This is a genomic window from Streptomyces caniferus (genome assembly GCF_009811555.1).
Classification (GTDB): domain Bacteria; phylum Actinomycetota; class Actinomycetes; order Streptomycetales; family Streptomycetaceae; genus Streptomyces; species Streptomyces caniferus.
This window is the reverse complement of the sequence record NZ_BLIN01000005.1, coordinates 3,990,047-4,007,205: the sequence shown is the minus strand read 5'-3', so window position 1 is coordinate 4,007,205 and position 17,159 is coordinate 3,990,047. Positions and strand designations below refer to the sequence as shown.

The 17,159-nt window shown below is 71.9% G+C and carries 16 protein-coding genes; 9 read left to right on the top strand and 7 right to left on the bottom strand.

Annotation, left to right across the window (positions count from 1 at the left end):
- The first annotated feature begins 88 nt into the window (after positions 1–88).
- Positions 89–1,465: a dicarboxylate/amino acid:cation symporter gene (locus tag Scani_RS34125; protein ID WP_159481564.1), complete on the top strand. Its 1,377-nt coding sequence runs from the start codon at positions 89–91 to the stop codon at positions 1,463–1,465.
- A gap of 110 nt (positions 1,466–1,575) precedes the next feature.
- Here the strand turns inward: Scani_RS34125 and Scani_RS34120 are convergent, their stop codons facing one another.
- On the bottom strand, positions 1,576–2,454 hold the full coding sequence (locus Scani_RS34120; protein WP_159481563.1) for an alpha/beta fold hydrolase: 879 nt from the start codon (positions 2,452–2,454) through the stop codon (positions 1,576–1,578).
- 160 nt (positions 2,455–2,614) lie between these two features.
- On the opposite strand from Scani_RS34120, the gene Scani_RS34115 reads away from it, so the two are divergent.
- Together Scani_RS34115 and Scani_RS34110 are read left to right on the top strand one after the other, a co-directional pair.
- A complete protein-coding gene (locus Scani_RS34115) occupies positions 2,615–3,319 on the top strand; it encodes a TetR/AcrR family transcriptional regulator (RefSeq protein ID WP_246296306.1) in 705 nt (234 codons plus the stop codon).
- A gap of 798 nt (positions 3,320–4,117) precedes the next feature.
- The gene (locus Scani_RS34110) at positions 4,118–6,061 is read left to right on the top strand and encodes an AMP-dependent synthetase/ligase (protein ID WP_159481562.1); all 1,944 of its coding nucleotides are present in this window, start codon (positions 4,118–4,120) and stop codon (positions 6,059–6,061) included.
- Between the two features lie 569 nt (positions 6,062–6,630).
- On the opposite strand, the gene Scani_RS34100 is transcribed toward Scani_RS34110, so the two are convergent.
- Entirely contained in the window at positions 6,631–6,768 is a 138-nt protein-coding gene (locus Scani_RS34100) for a hypothetical protein (RefSeq protein ID WP_159481560.1), read from the bottom strand.
- Between the two features lie 381 nt (positions 6,769–7,149).
- The gene (locus tag Scani_RS34095) at positions 7,150–7,353 is read right to left on the bottom strand and encodes a cold-shock protein (RefSeq protein WP_003984261.1); all 204 of its coding nucleotides are present in this window, start codon (positions 7,351–7,353) and stop codon (positions 7,150–7,152) included.
- A gap of 249 nt (positions 7,354–7,602) precedes the next feature.
- Between Scani_RS34095 and Scani_RS34090 the strand changes: the two genes are divergently transcribed.
- A complete protein-coding gene (locus tag Scani_RS34090) occupies positions 7,603–8,502 on the top strand; it encodes a menaquinone biosynthetic enzyme MqnA/MqnD family protein (RefSeq protein ID WP_159481559.1) in 900 nt (299 codons plus the stop codon).
- A gap of 137 nt (positions 8,503–8,639) precedes the next feature.
- On the opposite strand, the gene Scani_RS34085 is transcribed toward Scani_RS34090, so the two are convergent.
- Genes Scani_RS34085 through Scani_RS34075 form a run of 3 tightly spaced genes read right to left on the bottom strand, consistent with a single transcriptional unit; the run spans position 8,640 to position 10,039 of the window.
- Positions 8,640–9,497: a class I SAM-dependent methyltransferase gene (locus Scani_RS34085; RefSeq protein WP_159481558.1), complete on the bottom strand. Its 858-nt coding sequence runs from the start codon at positions 9,495–9,497 to the stop codon at positions 8,640–8,642.
- A 19-nt stretch (positions 9,498–9,516) separates the two neighbouring features.
- Positions 9,517–9,861, bottom strand: coding sequence for a VOC family protein (locus Scani_RS34080; protein WP_159481557.1), 345 nt, complete (start codon positions 9,859–9,861; stop codon positions 9,517–9,519).
- Complete coding sequence (locus tag Scani_RS34075) at positions 9,851–10,039, bottom strand: ribbon-helix-helix domain-containing protein (RefSeq protein ID WP_159481556.1); 189 nt, start codon at positions 10,037–10,039, stop codon at positions 9,851–9,853. Before Scani_RS34075 ends, Scani_RS34080 begins: the two co-directional genes overlap by 11 nt.
- 158 nt (positions 10,040–10,197) lie before the next feature.
- Here Scani_RS34075 and Scani_RS34070 point away from each other — a divergent pair, with 158 nt between their 5' ends.
- The 4 genes from Scani_RS34070 to Scani_RS34055 all read left to right on the top strand — a co-directional run bounded on the left by Scani_RS34070 (position 10,198) and on the right by Scani_RS34055 (position 14,958).
- Positions 10,198–12,210 (top strand): serine/threonine-protein kinase, encoded by a 2,013-nt coding sequence (locus tag Scani_RS34070; RefSeq protein ID WP_159481555.1) that lies wholly within the window; start codon positions 10,198–10,200, stop codon positions 12,208–12,210.
- 175 nt (positions 12,211–12,385) lie between these two features.
- Positions 12,386–13,585, top strand: coding sequence for a cyclic dehypoxanthinyl futalosine synthase (gene mqnC, locus Scani_RS34065; RefSeq protein ID WP_159481554.1), 1,200 nt, complete (start codon positions 12,386–12,388; stop codon positions 13,583–13,585).
- A 7-nt stretch (positions 13,586–13,592) separates the two neighbouring features.
- Complete coding sequence (locus tag Scani_RS34060; RefSeq protein ID WP_246296304.1) at positions 13,593–14,189, top strand: hypothetical protein; 597 nt, start codon at positions 13,593–13,595, stop codon at positions 14,187–14,189.
- 67 nt (positions 14,190–14,256) lie between these two features.
- Positions 14,257–14,958 (top strand): demethylmenaquinone methyltransferase, encoded by a 702-nt coding sequence (locus tag Scani_RS34055; protein ID WP_159481553.1) that lies wholly within the window; start codon positions 14,257–14,259, stop codon positions 14,956–14,958.
- A 165-nt stretch (positions 14,959–15,123) separates the two neighbouring features.
- On the opposite strand, the gene Scani_RS34050 is transcribed toward Scani_RS34055, so the two are convergent.
- Positions 15,124–15,657: a GNAT family N-acetyltransferase gene (locus Scani_RS34050; protein WP_281392204.1), complete on the bottom strand. Its 534-nt coding sequence runs from the start codon at positions 15,655–15,657 to the stop codon at positions 15,124–15,126.
- 120 nt (positions 15,658–15,777) lie between these two features.
- Here Scani_RS34050 and Scani_RS34045 point away from each other — a divergent pair, with 120 nt between their 5' ends.
- Positions 15,778–17,061 (top strand): geranylgeranyl reductase family protein, encoded by a 1,284-nt coding sequence (locus tag Scani_RS34045; RefSeq protein WP_159482531.1) that lies wholly within the window; start codon positions 15,778–15,780, stop codon positions 17,059–17,061.
- Positions 17,062–17,159 lie beyond the last annotated feature (98 nt).

Here is a 17,159-nt window from a genome sequence, read left to right as displayed (position 1 = left end):
CCCTTCGCGTCTGCTCCGCAGCCGCTCTCTTTTCCTGGCGCTTCTTTTCGCCGTCCCCGACGTCTCACCTGTCCCCGGAGTGTGTCCGTTGTCCACGTCTGCCGAGACCGCCGAGTCCTCACAGGCTCCCCGGCCCCCCAAGTCCTCCCGCATACCCAAGGTCCCGTTCTGGGTGCAGATCCTGGCCGGCCTCGCCCTGGGCGTGCTGCTCGGCTGGATCGCCAAGAGCGGTGACGTCGGCTGGCTCACCACCACGCTGCAGCACATCGGCGACCTCTTCGTCCAGCTGCTGAAGCTCGCCGTGGCCCCGCTGGTCTTCTTCGCGATCCTGGTGTCGATCACCAACCTGCGGCAGGTCAACAACGCCGCCCGGCTCGCCAGCCGCACCCTGCTGTGGTTCATGGCCACCTCGCTGATCGCCGTCGCGATCGGCCTGGCGATCGGCCTGCTCACCAACCCGGGCGCGGGCACCGGCCTGACCCCCAAGGACGGCAAGCTCCCCGACCACGCGGGCTCCTGGATCGACTTCCTGACCGGCATCGTCCCCACCGACATCATCACGCCGTTCACCGAGCTCAACGTCCTGCAGATCGTCTTCATGGCGGCCGTGGCCGGTATCGCGGCCCTCCAGCTCGGCGAGAAGGCCGAGCCGGTCCTCGCGATCAGCCGCTCGGTCCTCGAGCTGCTCCAGAAGGCCCTGTGGTGGGTCATCCGCCTCGCCCCGATCGGCACCGTCGGCCTCATCGGCAACGCCATCGCGACGTACGGCTGGAACCTCATCGGCAAGTACGCGACCTTCACCGTCGACATCTACGTCGGCTGCGCGCTCGTCCTCTTCGGGGTCTACCCGCTGCTGCTGTCGACCGTCGCCAAGGTCAACCCGCTGCAGTTCTTCCGCGGTGCCTGGCCCGCCATCCAGCTGGCCTTCGTCTCCCGCTCGTCGGTCGGCACCATGCCGGTCACCCAGCAGGTCACCGAGCGCCTCGGCGTGCCGCGCGAGTACGCCTCCTTCGCGGTGCCGTTCGGCTCGACGACCAAGATGGACGGCTGCGCCTCGATCTACCCGGCGATCGCCGCGATCTTCATCGCCCAGATCTTCGACGTCCCCCTCGGCATCGGCGACTACCTCCTGATCGCCTTCGTCTCCGTCATCGGCTCCGCCGCCACCGCCGGCCTGACCGGCGCGACGGTGATGCTGACGCTGACCCTCTCCACGCTGGGCCTGCCCCTGGAGGGCGTCGGTCTGCTGATGGCCATCGACCCGATCCTGGACATGATGCGGACGGCCACGAACGTGGCCGGCCAGTCGGTCATCCCGATCCTGGTGTCCGCCAGGGAGAAGATCCTGGACCGCGACGCGTACAACGGCGCCACGAGCATCACGCTCGACGCGGCCGGGGCCGACGCCGCGGAAGAGCAGGGTGCCCGGGAGCAGGGCGCCGTACCGGCGGCGGCTGCCGCCTAGCAAACGTCCCCGGGCGCGCTGCGCCGCCCCCGGCACCGAGGTGCCCCGGCCTTGTCACCCAGGCCGGGGCACTTCTGCGTACTCCCCCCGTTCCGTTCCTCGCCCGCTGCTCAGCCCGCCGCCGCTCCCGTATGGCGCAGGATCGCCGTGGCGAGCGGCTCCAGTACGGCGGGCGGCAGCGCATGCGCCATCCCCGGGATCTCGACGACACGGGCACCGCGGACGCACTGCGCGAGGTGCTGGGGGTGCGGCGGCGGGAAGACCGGCTCGGCGGGTGCGCAGATCACGAGGGTCGGCACCTCGTTCTTGGCGAGCCGGTCCGTGCGGAGCATTCCATCGTGCTCCGCACGGCCGTGCGCGGTGCTCGTCCGGTCGTGCCCGGTGTGCTCGATGACGCGCCGCTCAAGAGCGCGGAAAGAGTCGATGTCGAAAGGAAGTTGGTCACCGGCGAGTACCCGCCAGTGTTCGATCCGGCGCTGCATGTCGGCCGTCGGACCGTGATCCTCGACCGGGCGGGCCCACAGCTCCAGGACCTCGGGCGAGATGCCCGGCAGCTCCTCGACGGGGACCGTAGTGCCGTCGGGGCGGGTGTACGGGGTGCTGCTGAGGGCGCTGGTGCCGATGAGAGTGGCGCTGAGCAGTCGGTCGGGGTGGTCGGCGAGCACCAACTGGGCAAGCATGCCGCCCAATGACATGCCGACGATATGAGCCCGGTCGATGCCCAGCCCGTCGAGGACCGCGATCACGTCATCGGCGAGATCGGGGATCCGGTACGGCCGCTCCTCGAAGGGCCAGCTCGAACGGCCGGTGTCGCGGTGGTCGTAGCGGATGACCCGGTGGTGCGCGGCGAGCGCGTCGACCAGCGGCTCCGGCCAGGCGACGCCGCTCGCCCGGGCGCCCATGACCAGCAACAGGGGGGCCGCATCGGCGGCGCCGCGCTGCTCGGTCCACAGGCGGATTCCGGGAGCGGCATCGATGAACTGCTGCATGGGGCTGACCTCCAGGGGAGTGGGCGCAGGGACCCTGCGCCATGACGTAACGAGACGTATCGTCTCGTGATGGCGGGAACGTCGTCAAGGGAGGCGGGCGGGGAAGCGAAGATCGTAAACTTACTTTGCAGTAAAGGGGCGGGATGGAGGGACATTCAGGGTGGGAGCTGTGAAGAGCAAGCGGGTGCCGCGCGCTGTCCGGGAGCAGCAGATGCTCGATGCCGCGGTGCTGACGTTCGCACGGCGTGGTTATGCGGCTGCCTCGATGGACGAGATCGCCGAGGCGGCCGGAGTCTCCAAGCCGCTGGTCTATCTCTACCTGAATTCGAAGGAAGACCTGTTCAGTACGGTGATCCGGCGGGAGTCGGAGGCGCTGGTGGCGGCCGTGGCGGCGGCCGTCGAGCCGGGGGTGACGGCCGACCGGCAACTGTGGAGCGGCCTGAAGGGGTTCTTCGCACACACCGCCGCGCACCCGTCCGGCTGGGCCGTACTCCATCAGCAGGCGCGGACGCACGGTGAGCCGTTCGCACGCGAAGTCGCCATGATGCGGGCGGAGATCGTCGCCTTCGTGACGGAGCTGATCGGTGCGGCCGCAAAGGAAGCGGGCTGCGTCGGCGAGCTGGCCGAACGGGAGGTCGCCGGGCTCGCCCATGCCCTGGTCGGCGCGGCGGAGTCGCTGGCCGAGTGGGTCAACGTCCGTACGGACGAAGGGGCTTCGGGCGAGCGCGAGCATCCGTCGGCGAAGGACACCGCGTCCACGATGATGAACTTCGTCTGGGCGGGCCTCGGCCGGCTGACGGAGGGCGGGCGGTGGGCGCCCGGCGGGCTCGTCGGTCAGCAGAGCGCTTCCGGCGCCAGGAGGTGACGCGGACGGGCTCCGGCGGCGGGGCGCGGGTGGCCTCCGGTCGTGGTGCGCGGGGGGCCGCCGGGGGTGGCGCGCGGGTGGGTGGACGGTAACGCCCTCGCGCGCGCCGGGCCTCGGCGCCCACCTGTGCTGGTGCCGTACGGCTTCCCCTCCCGGGCAAGGGCTGTTGTCGTACGGCTTCCGCTCCCGGACATCCGCACGGGTGGGCGTGGCAGACCGGGACGGTCGGGGAGGAGCCGGACGAAGGGGCGGGCGGCGGGGCGGTCGGGCCCGGAATTGCCCGGACGAAGGGCCTGCTCGGGCATTGGCCAACTACCGGTCCTCGCGTAGCTTTACCTCAAAGTAAGGTTACTGTCCGGTCAGGAGCTGGGTCGAGGATGTGTTCCACGGATTCCCCCGCCGGGGGCGAGCCTTCCGCCATCGGTCGCCGTCGCCGCTCCCGCGCCGCCCCAACCCTCCCGGCTCCGGCGGGCGTTCGAACCTGACGAGGCCGACGCCACGATGACGGCCGGCAGTTCGACGCCACCGGGAGACCGGACGCGGTCTTCGCCCACCACTTCCGGCGGGGTCTTCGCTGCCCGGCTTCGCGGGCCCCCGCCGTCAGGGCGGCGCCCGGCGGCGGCGCGCCGGCGTCTGCCCGCCCTCTTCAACTCCGGCCCGCAGGCGGCTCCGTACGTCTCTCGTGCGTCCCCGTACGTCCCCACACCCCGTACGAGCCCCGTCAACAACCCCCGCCTTCCCCTCTCTCCCTCCCCTCCCCGCACTCCCGCACTCCACAGGAGAAACGAGGACCCGCTCGTGTCCAACCAGGAAAGTGCAGCCACCGCCCCACCCGCCGACCCGGCCGACGCCCCCGCCGCCCCGCGCCCCGCCCTCGTGGAGCCGCAGAAGACCCTGGTGGGCGGCACGGTCCGCGAGGTCTACGTCCCGCCGGTGGCCCCGCCCGTCCACCGCGGCTCGCTCGGCGACATCCCCTTCCGCAACGCCGCCGAGGCCCCCGCCGAGGTCGTCCTGGCACGCAAGCAGCCCAGCGGTAACTGGCGCGACATCACCGCGGCGGAATTCGCCGTCGAGGTCCGCGCGGTCGCCAAGGGCCTGATCGCGTCCGGCCTCCGCCCCGGCGACCGGCTCGCGATCATGGCCCGTACGACCTACGAGTGGACCCTCGTCGACTTCGCCGCCTGGGCGGCGGGCCTGGTCAGCGTCCCGATCTACCCCACCTCCTCCGCCCGCCAGGCGCAGTGGATCCTGCACGACTCCGGCGCCCGCGCCTGCGTCGTGGAGAACGTCGAGGAGACCCGCCTGATCAGCGGCCTGCGCGCCGAGCTCCCCGGCCTCGATCACCTCTGGCAGTTCAACACCGGTGCCGTCGCCCAACTCGTCGCCGAGGGCCGCGCCCTGCCGGATGCGGTGGTGGACGAGCGCCGTGCCGCCACGGGCCCGTACGACCTCGCCACCCTCATCTACACCTCCGGCACCACGGGCCGCCCCAAGGGCTGTGCCCTCACGCACGCCAACTTCTTCGCCGAGGTCGACAACGCCATCGAGCTCCTCCACCCCGTCTTCAAGTCGGTCAGCGAGGAGCCCGCTGCCACCCTCCTCTTCCTGCCGCTCTCGCACGTCTTCGGCCGTATGGTCGCCGTCGGATGCCTGCGCGCCCGGGTGCGCCTGGGCCACGCGCCCAGCATCCGGACCGACGACCTGCTCGCCGACCTGGCGGGCTTCCGGCCGACGTTCCTCCTCGGCATCCCGTACGTCCTGGAGAAGGTCTACAACACCGGCCGCGCCACCGCGGAGAAGATGGGCCGCGCAGCCTCCTTCGACCGCGCGGCCCGCATCGCCCGCTCCTACGGCGAGGCCGTGGAAGCCAGGGAACACGGGACGGGCTCCGGCCCCGGTGTCGCCCTCAAAGCCGCCCGCAAGCTCTACGACCCGCTCGTCTACCGCCGTATCCGCGCCGCCCTCGGCGGCAGGGTCCGCTACATCCTCAGCGGCGGCTCGCCCCTCGGCCACCGCCTCGCCGCCTTCTACACGGGCGCCGGCATCGAGATCTTCGAGGGCTACGGCCTGACGGAGACGACGGCCGCGACGACCGTCACCCCACCGCTGCGCCCCCGCATCGGCACGGTCGGCTGGCCGCTGCCGGGCACCGCCGTACGCATCGCCGACGACGGCGAGATCCTGGTGCACGGCGGCCATGTCTTCTCCGGCTACTGGGACGCGGCCCTCGGCGCGGCCCGCCCCGTCACCGACCAGGGCTGGCTCGCCACCGGCGACCTCGGCGCGCTCGACGCCGACGGCTACCTCACGATCACCGGCCGCAAGAAGGAGATCCTCGTGACCACGGGAGGCAAGAACGTCGCCCCCGCACCCCTGGAGGACCGCCTCCGCTCGCACCCCCTCGTCGGCCAGTGCCTGGTCGTCGGCGACAACCGCCCCTACATCACCGCCCTGATCACTCTGGAGCCGGACGGCCTCGCCCACTGGTGCCAGATGAACAAGAAGCAGAACCTGCCGCTCGAGCGACTGATCCACGACGAGCGCCTGCTCGCCGACCTCCAGCGCGCCGTCGACGACGCCAACGAACTGGTCTCCCGCGCCGAATCCATCCGCCGGTTCGCCGTCCTCCCGCTGGATTTCACCGAGGAAACCGGGCACCTCACCCCGTCCCTGAAGCTCCGCCGCGCAGCGGTCATCCGCGATTTCGCCAAAGACATAGCGGGCCTTTACGAAAGCAGATGACCCCCGCTCTGGAGCCGGAGCCCCCGGCGCGTCAAACTGGAACCCCGTGTCACCTCTGTGGGGGAGGTGGCACGGGGTCTGACGTGCGCTGCCGTCGCGCCATGCCTCGCCGGGTGCGCGCACGAGGCGCTGCCGGCCCGGTGCGGACATCACGGCCCGGAAGCCGGCCCGCTCGTCAACTGACGTCCGGTTCAACGGTGTTGCCGGCCCTGCTGGCGCTGCCCGCCGCTTCGAGGTGATTCACCGGGGCGGCAGTGCCACCGCCGTCTGCATCTCACATGAATTGCACCAGAACGCCCACCCGTTGGCATCAACGGACCGCGACCCGCACGCGAGGCACGGGTCGCCCACGAAACTGGCCGCCACCCACGCGCCGGCCGTCGCCGCCCGGCGTCCCGCGGTGGTGCACTCGTCCGCGTAACACGGGATGCACAACCCGCCCTGCCGGCCGGGCAGTTTCATCGACCGTATCCCGCAGGTGGAGCACGGCAGCCGGCCGACGTACTGCGCGTCCAGGCCGACCGGCTTCCCGTTCCTGTTGAAGGCCGCCATGCCTGCCTCTGCCTCCTCTACGCCAGGACGGTTCCGGTGCCACCGCACCCGGAACACTGCGTGGTGACCGCATCGCCCATCGGCGTCTCCCACTCCACGGTGCCGCTGCCGCCACAGTCGGGGCAGGGCTTCTGTGGGGGCATGTCCTCGCTCATCTTGCCCAAGATAGGCCGCTCCATGTTGCCATGTGAGCACTTTCCGTGATCACTTCGCCATGAACGCCACCCCCGGCGGCGCCGGCCGAGCCCGTCCTCGCGCCACGGCTCCCGTTCGTCCGCCGGCATTCCCCGTTCCTCGGCGTGGCGGAAAAAGTCCGTGGGCGGGGCGCGCGCGTAACCGCGCGCTCAATGCCGCAGGAATTCCGTTCCGCGCCCGCCATTCGGGTGCGTAGCGCGGCCGACGGCAAAAATTCGTGTAGTCGCCATTTGAATCATGGCAATCAAAAGGCAGGAGCCCCGCTCGCCACCGAAGTGGCGGAGCAGGGCTCCTTGGGTACTGCTTAGGGGCGACCTGGAAGAAATTCCGGGCCGGGCAACTTAGACCGGCGTGACGTTCTCCGCCTGCGGACCCTTCGGGCCCTGCGTGACGTCGAAGTTCACCTGCTGGTTCTCCTCCAGGGAGCGGAAGCCAGAGGCGTTGATCGCCGAGTAGTGGACGAAGACATCCGGGCCGCCGCCGTCCTGGGCGATGAAGCCGAAGCCCTTTTCAGCGTTGAACCACTTGACGGTTCCGGTAGCCATAAGCCCTCCTTGGGCCAAAGGGTTGCCCTGCTCCAGAACCTGCAAAGAAGTCTGAAACTACAAGAGCCTGCGGGGTCACATGCTCCGCAGGCTCTGTACTGCAAGGGAAACCAAACTGCAACTTGCGCTGAGCGTAGCATGTGCTGCTCCTGAGGCGGAAGAGCCAAAGATCACGTTTAACCGACCGCACTAACGTCCATGCACTGCCCCGCTGCGCTGCCGCGGGGGAGACGGGTCTAGCCTCCGCATGTGGACAATTCAACCTTCGGAGACGCACCCGCGGGAGCCGACGCCGGCCGCCGTCGCAGCCGGCCGCGAGTGGGCCACATCCAGTTCCTGAACTGCATGCCCCTTTACTGGGGCCTCGCCCGTACGGGCACCCTGCTCGATCTGGACCTCACCAAGGACACGCCGGAGAAGCTCAGCGAGCAGCTGGTCCGGGGCGAGCTCGACATCGCGCCGATCACCCTCGTCGAATTCCTGCGCGCCGCCGACGACCTCGTCGCCTTCCCCGACCTCGCCGTCGGCTGCGACGGCCCGGTCATGTCGTGCGTGATCGTCTCGCAGAAGCCGCTGGACCAGCTCGACGGTGCCCGGGTCGCCCTGGGTTCGACGTCGCGTACGTCCGTACGGCTGGCCCAGCTGCTGCTGGCCGAGAAGATCGGCGTGCGGCCGGAGTACTACACGTGCCCCCCGGACCTCGGCGTGATGATGCAGGAGGCGGACGCGGCGGTGCTGATCGGCGACGCCGCGCTGCGCGCCAATCTGCACGACGGGCCGCGGCTGGGCCTGGAGGTGCACGACCTCGGCCAGATGTGGAAGGACTGGACGGGTCTGCCGTTCGTCTTCGCCGTCTGGGCGACCCGGCGCGACTACCTGGAGCGCGAGCCGGTCGTGGTGCAGAAGGTGCACGAGGCGTTTCTCGCCTCGCGCGATCTGTCGCTGGAGGAGGTCGCCAAGGTCGCCGAGCAGGCGGCCCGCTGGGAGACCTTCGACGAACCGGTCCTGGAGCGCTACTTCACCACGCTCGACTTCCGCTTCGGGCCCGAGCAGCTGGGCGGTGTCGCGGAATTCGCCCGGCGGGTCGGGCCGACGACCGGGTTCCCGGCCGATGTGAAGGTGCAGTTGCTGGAGCGGCCGGCCGGATAGCCGGGTGCCGGCGGGGGAGGCGGCTGTCCTGGTGGCCTCCCCGAGGGGCCGTCCTGGCCGGCGGTGGCCACCGGTGCAGCGGCGTCCTCATGCCGCACGCCGCCGAGCCGGCCCGGGGGTGAGGCCGCCAGCGCAGGTCAGATGGCTGCCAGCAGGAAGTCTTCGCCGCTGGACGGGCGGAGGCCGTCGGTGCGGTCGGCGAAGTAGCGCTCGGCGAGCACGCCACCCGGTACGTGCCGGGCGTCCGCGAGGCCGGCCTCGCGGGCCAGCGCCAGCATGTCCCGCGGGGCGTAGAAGCTGACGAACGGCGTGCCGGATGCCTGCGCTCCCTCCGCGCTGGCCCGGAGGCCGGGCCGGTCGGATGCGTCGACGAGCTCGGCCGGCAGCAGGAAGGTCATGGCGAGCGTCGAACCCGGCGCGAGGGCGGCGACCTGCCGCAGGGTGGCCGCGGTCGCCTCCTCGGTGAGGTACATGCTCACGCCGGTCGAGACGATGACCGCCGGACGGTGCGGGTCGAATCCGGCGGCGGCGAGCTGCTCCCACCACGACTCGCCCGCCTCGAAGTCGACCGGAACCAGGTGCAGCCACTCGGGGATGCCGTAGCCGAGTTCCCCCAGGCGCCGGCGCTTCCAGGCCTGGGTCTGCGGCTGGTCGATCTCGAAGAGCCGCAGGCGGGCGGCGATCTCCGGCCTGCGCTGGGCGAAGGTGTCCAGGCCGGCCCCCAGGATGACGTACTGGGTGACGCCGCGCCCGGCCTGCTGGACGACCAGGTCCTCGATGAAGCGGGCGCGGGCCACCATGGCCGCCCGGAAGGCGCCGGTGGCCTCAGGGTCCATGTCCGGGCGGCGTGGCCAGTCGGCGTCGGGGGCCACCAGCCGCAGGCCGACCTCGTCCTCCAGCACATGGGGCGCCGCATCGACCCGGACGTGCAGCGCCCGCCAGAGCGCGCAGCGTACGGCGGTGTTGTCCGGTGCCCCGGTGGCCTCGTCCTTCATGGCGCCGCCTTCCTCGCGGTCAGTTCCCGGCGGGAGCCTGGAGGTTCCACAGGCGCCCGTCGGGGTCACGGACGGTCGACTGCCTGGTCCCGAAGTGGGTGTCCTCGAAGGGCGTGACCACCTCGACGTCCGGACCGGGGCGGAACGCCTCGGCATCCGGCACCTTCAGTACGACCTGCATCTCGGGCTTGCGGTCCTCGGGCACCTCGGCGAGGAAGACGTACGCGCCGTCGCCGTTGCGGAACAGGCCGGAGTGGTGGTCGGTCGAGAAGTCCAGCTCGAAGCCCAGGGCCTGGAAGAACCTCGCCGATTTCCCCCAGTTGTGGGTCTCCAGGAAGACGGCCTCGATGCCTTCAGTCGTCATCTCCACTCTCCTTTCCGGTCGTCCGGTCCTGCTCGCCGGGATCGTCGAGGTAGGCGCGCAGCGCGTCGGCGACCAAGGCCGACAACGACCTGCCCGAGTCGATGGCGTGGTACTTGACCTGCTTGATCAGCGTGACCGGCAGATAGACGTTGAACTGCTTGACTTCCTCATCACCCACGGTAGGAAGCTAGCATGCTAGCAACCTGGCGTCGAGGGGTCGGGGGTCCTCCGGGGCGGGCAGGCAGGTGGGGGAGGGGCGACGGGGCGAGGGGGAGTTCTGGGGGGCCGGCAGGGCCGGGTCATAAGCTGGGGGCGCCGTATCAAGGGGGAGGCGCCATGGAGTCGTTGGCGGCGGATGATCCACGAAGCCTGGGCGGGTACCGGCTGCTGGGCCGGCTCGGCGCGGGCGGGATGGGCCGGGTCTACCTCGGGCGCAGCGCGGGCGGGCGCACCGTCGCGGTGAAGGTCGTCCATGCGCATTTCGCGGCGGACGACCAGTTCCGTGCGCGGTTCCGGCGCGAGATCGAATCGGCGCGGCGGGTGGGCGGGGCCTGGACCGCGCCGGTGCTGGACGCCGATCCGGAGGCGGCCGTTCCCTGGGTGGCCACCGGCTACGCCGCGGGCCCCTCGCTGGCGCAGGCCGTGGCCGATCTCGGACCGCTGGCCGAACACTCCGTACGGGCGCTGGGCGCCGGGCTGGCCGAGGCGCTGACCGCGGTGCATGCGCTCGGGCTGGTGCACCGGGACGTCAAGCCGTCCAATGTGCTGCTGACGCTGGACGGGCCGCTGCTAATCGACTTCGGTATCGCGCGGGCCGTGGAGGGCACCGCGTCGCTGACCTCGACCGGGGTCTCGGTGGGATCGCCCGGCTATATGGCGCCCGAGCAGATCCTCGGCAAGGGGGCCGCGGGCGCCGCCGATGTCTTCTCGCTCGGTGCGGTGCTCGCGTTCGCGGCGACCGGCGCCGGTCCGTTCTCGGGCGATTCGTCCGCCGCGCTGCTCTACAAGATCGTGCACGAGGAGCCCGAGTTGGGCTCCCGGCTCACCGGTGAGCTGCGGGAGCTGGTGGCCGGTGCGCTCGTCAAGGACCCCGCGGACCGGCCCGCCCCGGAGGCGTTGGCGACCCGCCTCGCGGGGGAGGGGAACGGGGGCGCGGCGGGGCTGGTGCGGGCCGGGTGGCTGCCCGGTCCGCTGGTCGAGCGGGTCAGCCGGCAGGCGGTGGAGCTGCTGAATCTGGACGCGGCGGAGGAGACGGCGGGGGGCGGGGCCCCGGCCGGGACGGGGAGCGGGACGGACGCCGGTGCGGCGGGTGCCGGTCCGGCGGGTGTCTCGCCCGGTGGGGTGTTCGGGCCGCCGGACCCCTCGTACGGGGTGGTGCCCCGGGCACCGGGTGCGTCGTACGGGGAGGTCTCCGGGCTCGTGCCGTTCGACAGCGCGCCCCCGGACGCGCCGGCCGCACCGCCCGGTCCGCCGTCGGGCGCCTCCGTCCTGCCCGGTCTCCCCGGCCTCCCCGGCCGGCCGCCCGGCCCGCCGCCGCTGCCTGCGGACTGGCCGGCAGCCGGGGGCGGTCACCCCGCCACGGCCGGGAGCGGTCACCTCACGACGGCCGGGGGCGGTCCTTCCGCGACGGGCGCCGGCGGTCACCCCGCGGCGTCCCATGGCGGCACCACGGCAACCGGCCCGGACCAGCCGTCGACCGCCGCCGCCCCCTGCCTCGCCGACCTGCCGACCGGCGCGGCCCCGACCGCCGCCAAGGAGCGGCGGATCGCGCTGTCCGGCGCGGTCGGCGGCGGGGCGGACCGGCCGCGGCGGATGAGCTGCACGCTGGTGCTCTCGGTGGCCGGAGCGCTCGCCGCCGCGACGACGGCCGGGTTCGTCTTCCATCTGCTGCCGGGCGGGGGCGGCGACACGGACGCCGGGGCGCAGACGGGTGCCAAGCCGCCGGCGGGCGGCGCACCGACGGGCCGGCCCACCGGCCCGGGGGACGCGGCCGGCCGGCCGGTCACGGTGGCCAAGGCCTTCCTCGGCACCTGGACGGGCAGCGTCACCACCGCGCACGGCATCCCCAACGGCACGATCACCAGCGTCATCGAGCCCGGTGGCAAGGGCGACTACGTCATCCACACCACCTACGACGCGGTGCTCGTGAAGTGCGAGGCCAAGGCGAAGCTGGAGTCGGCCACGGACAGCAGGCTGGTGCTCATGGAGCGGCCGGACGGCAAGCAGGGGCCCGGCTGCACGGGCAACAAGTCCCGTGTGACGTACACGCTCGGCAAGGGCGGCACGCTCGGCTTCGCCTCCCAGGACGACGCGGGCGGCACGCCGAAGGCGACCCTGACGAAGCGCTGAGGCGGTGCCGAAGGGGCGTCGCCCTTCGCCCTGCCTCGCCGTCCCCGCCGCCCGTCGCCGGCCGGTCGCAGCCCCGCCACCGGCGAGGAGCGCCGGCTGACCGGCGGCGAGGCTGTCGGACCCCTGACGTACGCTGGTTCAGTTCGTGATGCCCGCCTGCGAAAGGGACGCCCCGGTGACCGAGAACGCCGACCTCCAGTCCGTACTCGACCGCGCCGCGCAGGGCGGCCGCATCACACCGGAGGAAGCGCTCGACCTGTACCGCTCCGCGCCGCTGCATGCGCTGGGCCAGGCCGCCGACGCCGTGCGCCGCCGCCGCTACGCCGGTACCGAGCACATCGCGACGTACATCATCGAGCGCAACATCAACTACACCAACGTCTGCGTGACGGCCTGCAGGTTCTGCGCCTTCTACGCCGCGCCCAAGGACACCGCCAAGGGCTGGACCCGCGACCTCGACGACATCCTGCGCCGCTGCGCGGAGACCGTCGAACTGGGCGGCACCCAGATCATGTTCCAGGGTGGCCACCACCCCGACTACGGCGTCGAGTACTACGAAGAGCACTTCTCCGCCATCAAGAAGGCGTTCCCGCAGCTGGTCATCCACTCCCTCGGCGCGTCCGAGGTCGAGCACATGGCCCGGATCTCCAAGGTCTCGATCGAGGAAGCGATCTCGCGCATCCACGCCGCCGGCCTGGACTCCTTCGCGGGCGCCGGCGCCGAACTCCTCCCCGCCCGCCCCCGGAAGGCCATCGCGCCCCTGAAGGAGTCCGGCGAGCGCTGGCTGGAGATCATGGAGGCGGCCCACGGGCTGGGTGTCGAGTCCACCTCCACCATGCTCATGGGCACGGGCGAGACCAACGCCGAGCGGATCGAGCATCTGCGGATGATCCGCGACGTCCAGGACCGTACGGGCGGCTTCCGCGCCTTCATCCCGTACACCTACCAGCCGGAGAACAACCACCTGAAGGGCCAGACGCAGGCCACCCTCTTCGAGTACCTGCGGATGATCGCCATCGGCCGGATCTTCCTCGACAACATCGCGCACATCCAGGGCTCGTGGCTGACCACCGGCAAGGAGATCGGCCAGCTGTCGCTGCACTACGGCGCCGACGACCTGGGCTCGATCATGCTGGAGGAGAACGTCGTCTCCTCCGCGGGCGCCAAGCACCGCTCCAACCGCATGGAGATCATCGACCTGATCCGCAAGGCGGGCCGGGTCCCGGCGCAGCGCGCGACCACCTACGAGCACCTGCTCGTGCACGACGACCCGGCCAACGACCCGGTCGACGACAAGGTCGTCTCGCACCTGTCCTCGACGGCGATCGAGGGCGGCACGGCGCATCCGGAGCTGAAGCTCGTCGAGGCCAACTGAGCCTGCCGTGCTGACGATTCACCGGGTGCGGGCGATCCGCCGGGTGGTGGACCGGCCGGAGTCCGAGCCGGTGGACCCCGAATGCCCGGAGCCCGGCCGCCCGGAGGAAGCCGGGTACGCGGTCGTCGTCTCGGGCGACCGCTTCGCCGCCGTCGGGCCGTACGACGAGCTGTTCGCCGAGTACGGCGCACGGGCCCGGGTCAGGGAATGGGACGGCGTGCTGACGCCCGGCCGCTACGAACCGGACGGCGCCGCCCTGCTGGAGGCCGCCTACCACCCCGATCCGCGCGAGGCGGACGTCCTCGGCAGCGAGCCGGTCACCGGCGAGGCGCTCGCCGCCCTCGACCTGACCGAGGCCCGCTGGGGCGGCAGCGCCCGGCGCGGACTGCAACGGCTGATGGCCACCGGGACCACGGCGCTGGCCGGGCCGTTCCACCGCCCCGCGGTCCGCACCGCCGTGGAGCGCTCCGGCCTGCAGGAGCTGGCCCGGCGCACCCCCCGCGCCCTGGTGGCCGGCGGCGCCGCCCACTTCGCCGTCTTCGCCGAGGACGGCAGCTGCCTGGCCACCGCTCTGCACGGCCGCCTCGTCTTCCGCCGCCGCTGAGAACGCCACCCGCCCTACGGCCGTGCCCGGTGCGGGTCCCGGGCGGACCACGGTGGACAATGGCCGGGTGACCCGAGCATCCCTGGACAAGCAGCCGCACGAAGTCGCCGCGATGTTCGACGACGTGGCGGCGCGGTACGACCTCACCAACGACGTGCTCTCCCTGGGGCAGGCGCGGCTGTGGCGCAAGGAAGTGGACCGCGCGGTGGCCGCCCGGCCCGCCGAGCGGGTGCTCGACCTCGCGGCCGGTACGGGCACCTCCTCGCTGCCGTTCGCGCGGACCGGTGCGTACGTCGTGCCGTGCGACTTCTCCGTCGGCATGCTGGGGGAGGGCAAGAAGCGCCACCCGTGGCTGCCGTTCACCGCCGGCGACGGCACCCGGCTGCCGTTCGCGGACGGGGTGTTCGACGCGGTCACCATCTCCTTCGGGCTGCGCAACATCCAGGACACCGACGCCGCGCTGGCCGAGCTGTACCGGGTCACCAAGCCCGGCGGCCGGGTCGTGATCTGCGAGTTCAGCGAGCCGACCTGGGCGCCGTTCCGGACCGTCTACACCGAGTACCTGATGCGTGCGCTGCCGCCGGTCGCCCGTGCGGTCAGCAGCAACCCGGACGCCTACGTCTACCTCGCCGAGTCCATCCGCACCTGGCCGAACCAGCCCGAACTCGCCGCCCGGCTGCAGGGCGTGGGCTGGACCGAGGTGGCCTGGCGCAATCTGACCGGCGGCATCGTGGCACTGCACCGGGGACGCAAGCCGGCCGAGGGCTGAGGAAGGCGGCGGACGGGGCGGCCGGGGCGGCCGGCGGCGCAAGCCGGGCGGCCGCCGGCACCCGGAGCGGCAGCAAGGCGCAGCCGCCCTCTCCCCTTCCGCGTCAGGACCTCGCACCTCCGGTCGTGCGCCAGGACCTCGCACCTCCGGTCGTGCGCCAGGACCTCACACATCCAGCCGATGGCAGTACGCGGTCCGCTTCCCCTCCGGCGTGATCACCGTCTCCGCGCGCCGCATTCCCAGCCGCCGGGTCACCGCGATCGACCGCTCGTTGCGCGCATCCACCATGGCGACCACATGGCGGACGCCGGCCGCCCGTACGGACTCCAGCGCCGCCCGCGCCGCGGCCGTGGCGTAGCCCTTGCCCCACGCGGCGCGGCCGAGCCGCCAGCCGATCTCGATCTCGCCCGCGGGGCCCCAGTCCCACGGCCACGGCTGGGCGCCGGTGAAGCCGATGACCGCGCCGTCCGCCGGGTCCACCAGCGTGTACAGGCAGAATCCCCGCTCGGCGTGGTGCCTGCGCTGGCGCGCGGTGAGCTCGTCGTACAGGGAGAGTTCGGCCGGCAAACCGCCGTGGAATTCCATGACGTCCGGGTCGTTGAAGACCCGGTGCCAGTTCATCGCGTCCTCCTCGGTGGGCACGCGCAGCTCGACGGCGGGAAGCGGTCGGTGGACGGGCGGTGTGTTCACAGGCTTCACGGCACAACCCTTCAGGTTCTGATCACCACGGCCCCCATAGACTGACGTGCCCAGTGCCGGTCGGCACCCAGATATCGACTTCCGGGAGACAGCGCCGTGACCGAGTCCGTGACCGATTCCGTGACCACACCCCGCTCGGAGCACAGCGCGGATGTGATCGTCGTCGGTGCCGGGCCCGCCGGCTCGGCGACCGCCTACCACCTCGCCAAGTCCGGTCTGGACGTGCTCCTTCTGGAGAAGACCGCCTTCCCGCGCGAGAAGGTCTGCGGCGACGGGCTGACCCCGCGCGCCACCAAGCAGCTGGTCGCCATGGGGATCGACATCTCCGAGGAAGCGGGCTGGCTGCGCAACAAGGGCCTGCGGATCATCGGCGGCGGCTCCCGCCTCCAGCTCGACTGGCCGGAGCTGGCGTCGTACCCCGACTACGGGCTGGTCCGTAAGCGCGACGACTTCGACGAGCAGCTGGCCCGGCAGGCGCAGAAGGCCGGCGCCCGGCTGTACGAGCGCTGCAACGTGGGGGCGCCGGTCGTCAACGAGCTGACCGGGCACATCACCGGTGTGCACGCCAAGCTCGGCGAGGAGAAGACCCCGGTCACCTTCCACGCCCCGCTCGTCGTCGCCGCCGACGGCAACTCCACCCGGCTCTCGCTGGCCATGGGCCTGCACCGGCGCGAGGACCGCCCCATGGGCGTGGCCGTCCGTACGTACTTCACCTCGCCCCGGCACGACGACGACTACCTGGAGTCCTGGCTGGAGCTGTGGGACCGCCGCGGCGCCGAGGACCGGCTGCTGCCCGGCTACGGCTGGATCTTCGGCATGGGCGACGGGACCAGCAACGTCGGCCTCGGCATCCTCAACTCCAGCTCCGCCTTCAAGGAGCTGGACTGGCGCGAGATCCTCAAGGCGTGGTGCGCCTCGATGCCCGCCGACTGGGGCTACACCCCGGAGAACATGACCGGCCCGATCCGCGGCGCCGCGCTCCCCATGGCCTTCAACCGCCAGCCGCACTACACCAAGGGCCTGCTGCTGGTCGGCGACGCGGGCGGGCTGGTCAACCCGTTCAACGGCGAGGGCATCGCCTACGCCATGGAGTCCGGCGCGATCGCCGCCGAGGTCATCGTGCAGGCGCACGCCCGCGCCACGTACGCCCAGCGCGAACTGGCCCTGCAGCGCTACCCGAAGATCCTCAAGGACACCTACGGCGGCTACTACTCCCTGGGCCGCGCCTTCGTGAAGCTCATCGGCAACCCCAAGGTCATGAAGATCGCCACCCAGCGCGGTCTGACCCACCCGCTGTTGATGCGCTTCACCCTCAAGATGCTCGCCAACCTCACCGACCCCACGGGCGGCGACGCGATGGACCGCATCATCAACGGCCTGAGCAAGGTCGCGCCGAAGGCCTGACGCACAGGGGCCGGCATCGGGCGGAAGCCCGGCGCAGGCCCCTGCGGGTGCTCCAGGGGCGGTCCGGGAAATTTCCCGGACCGCCCCGTCACATTCTC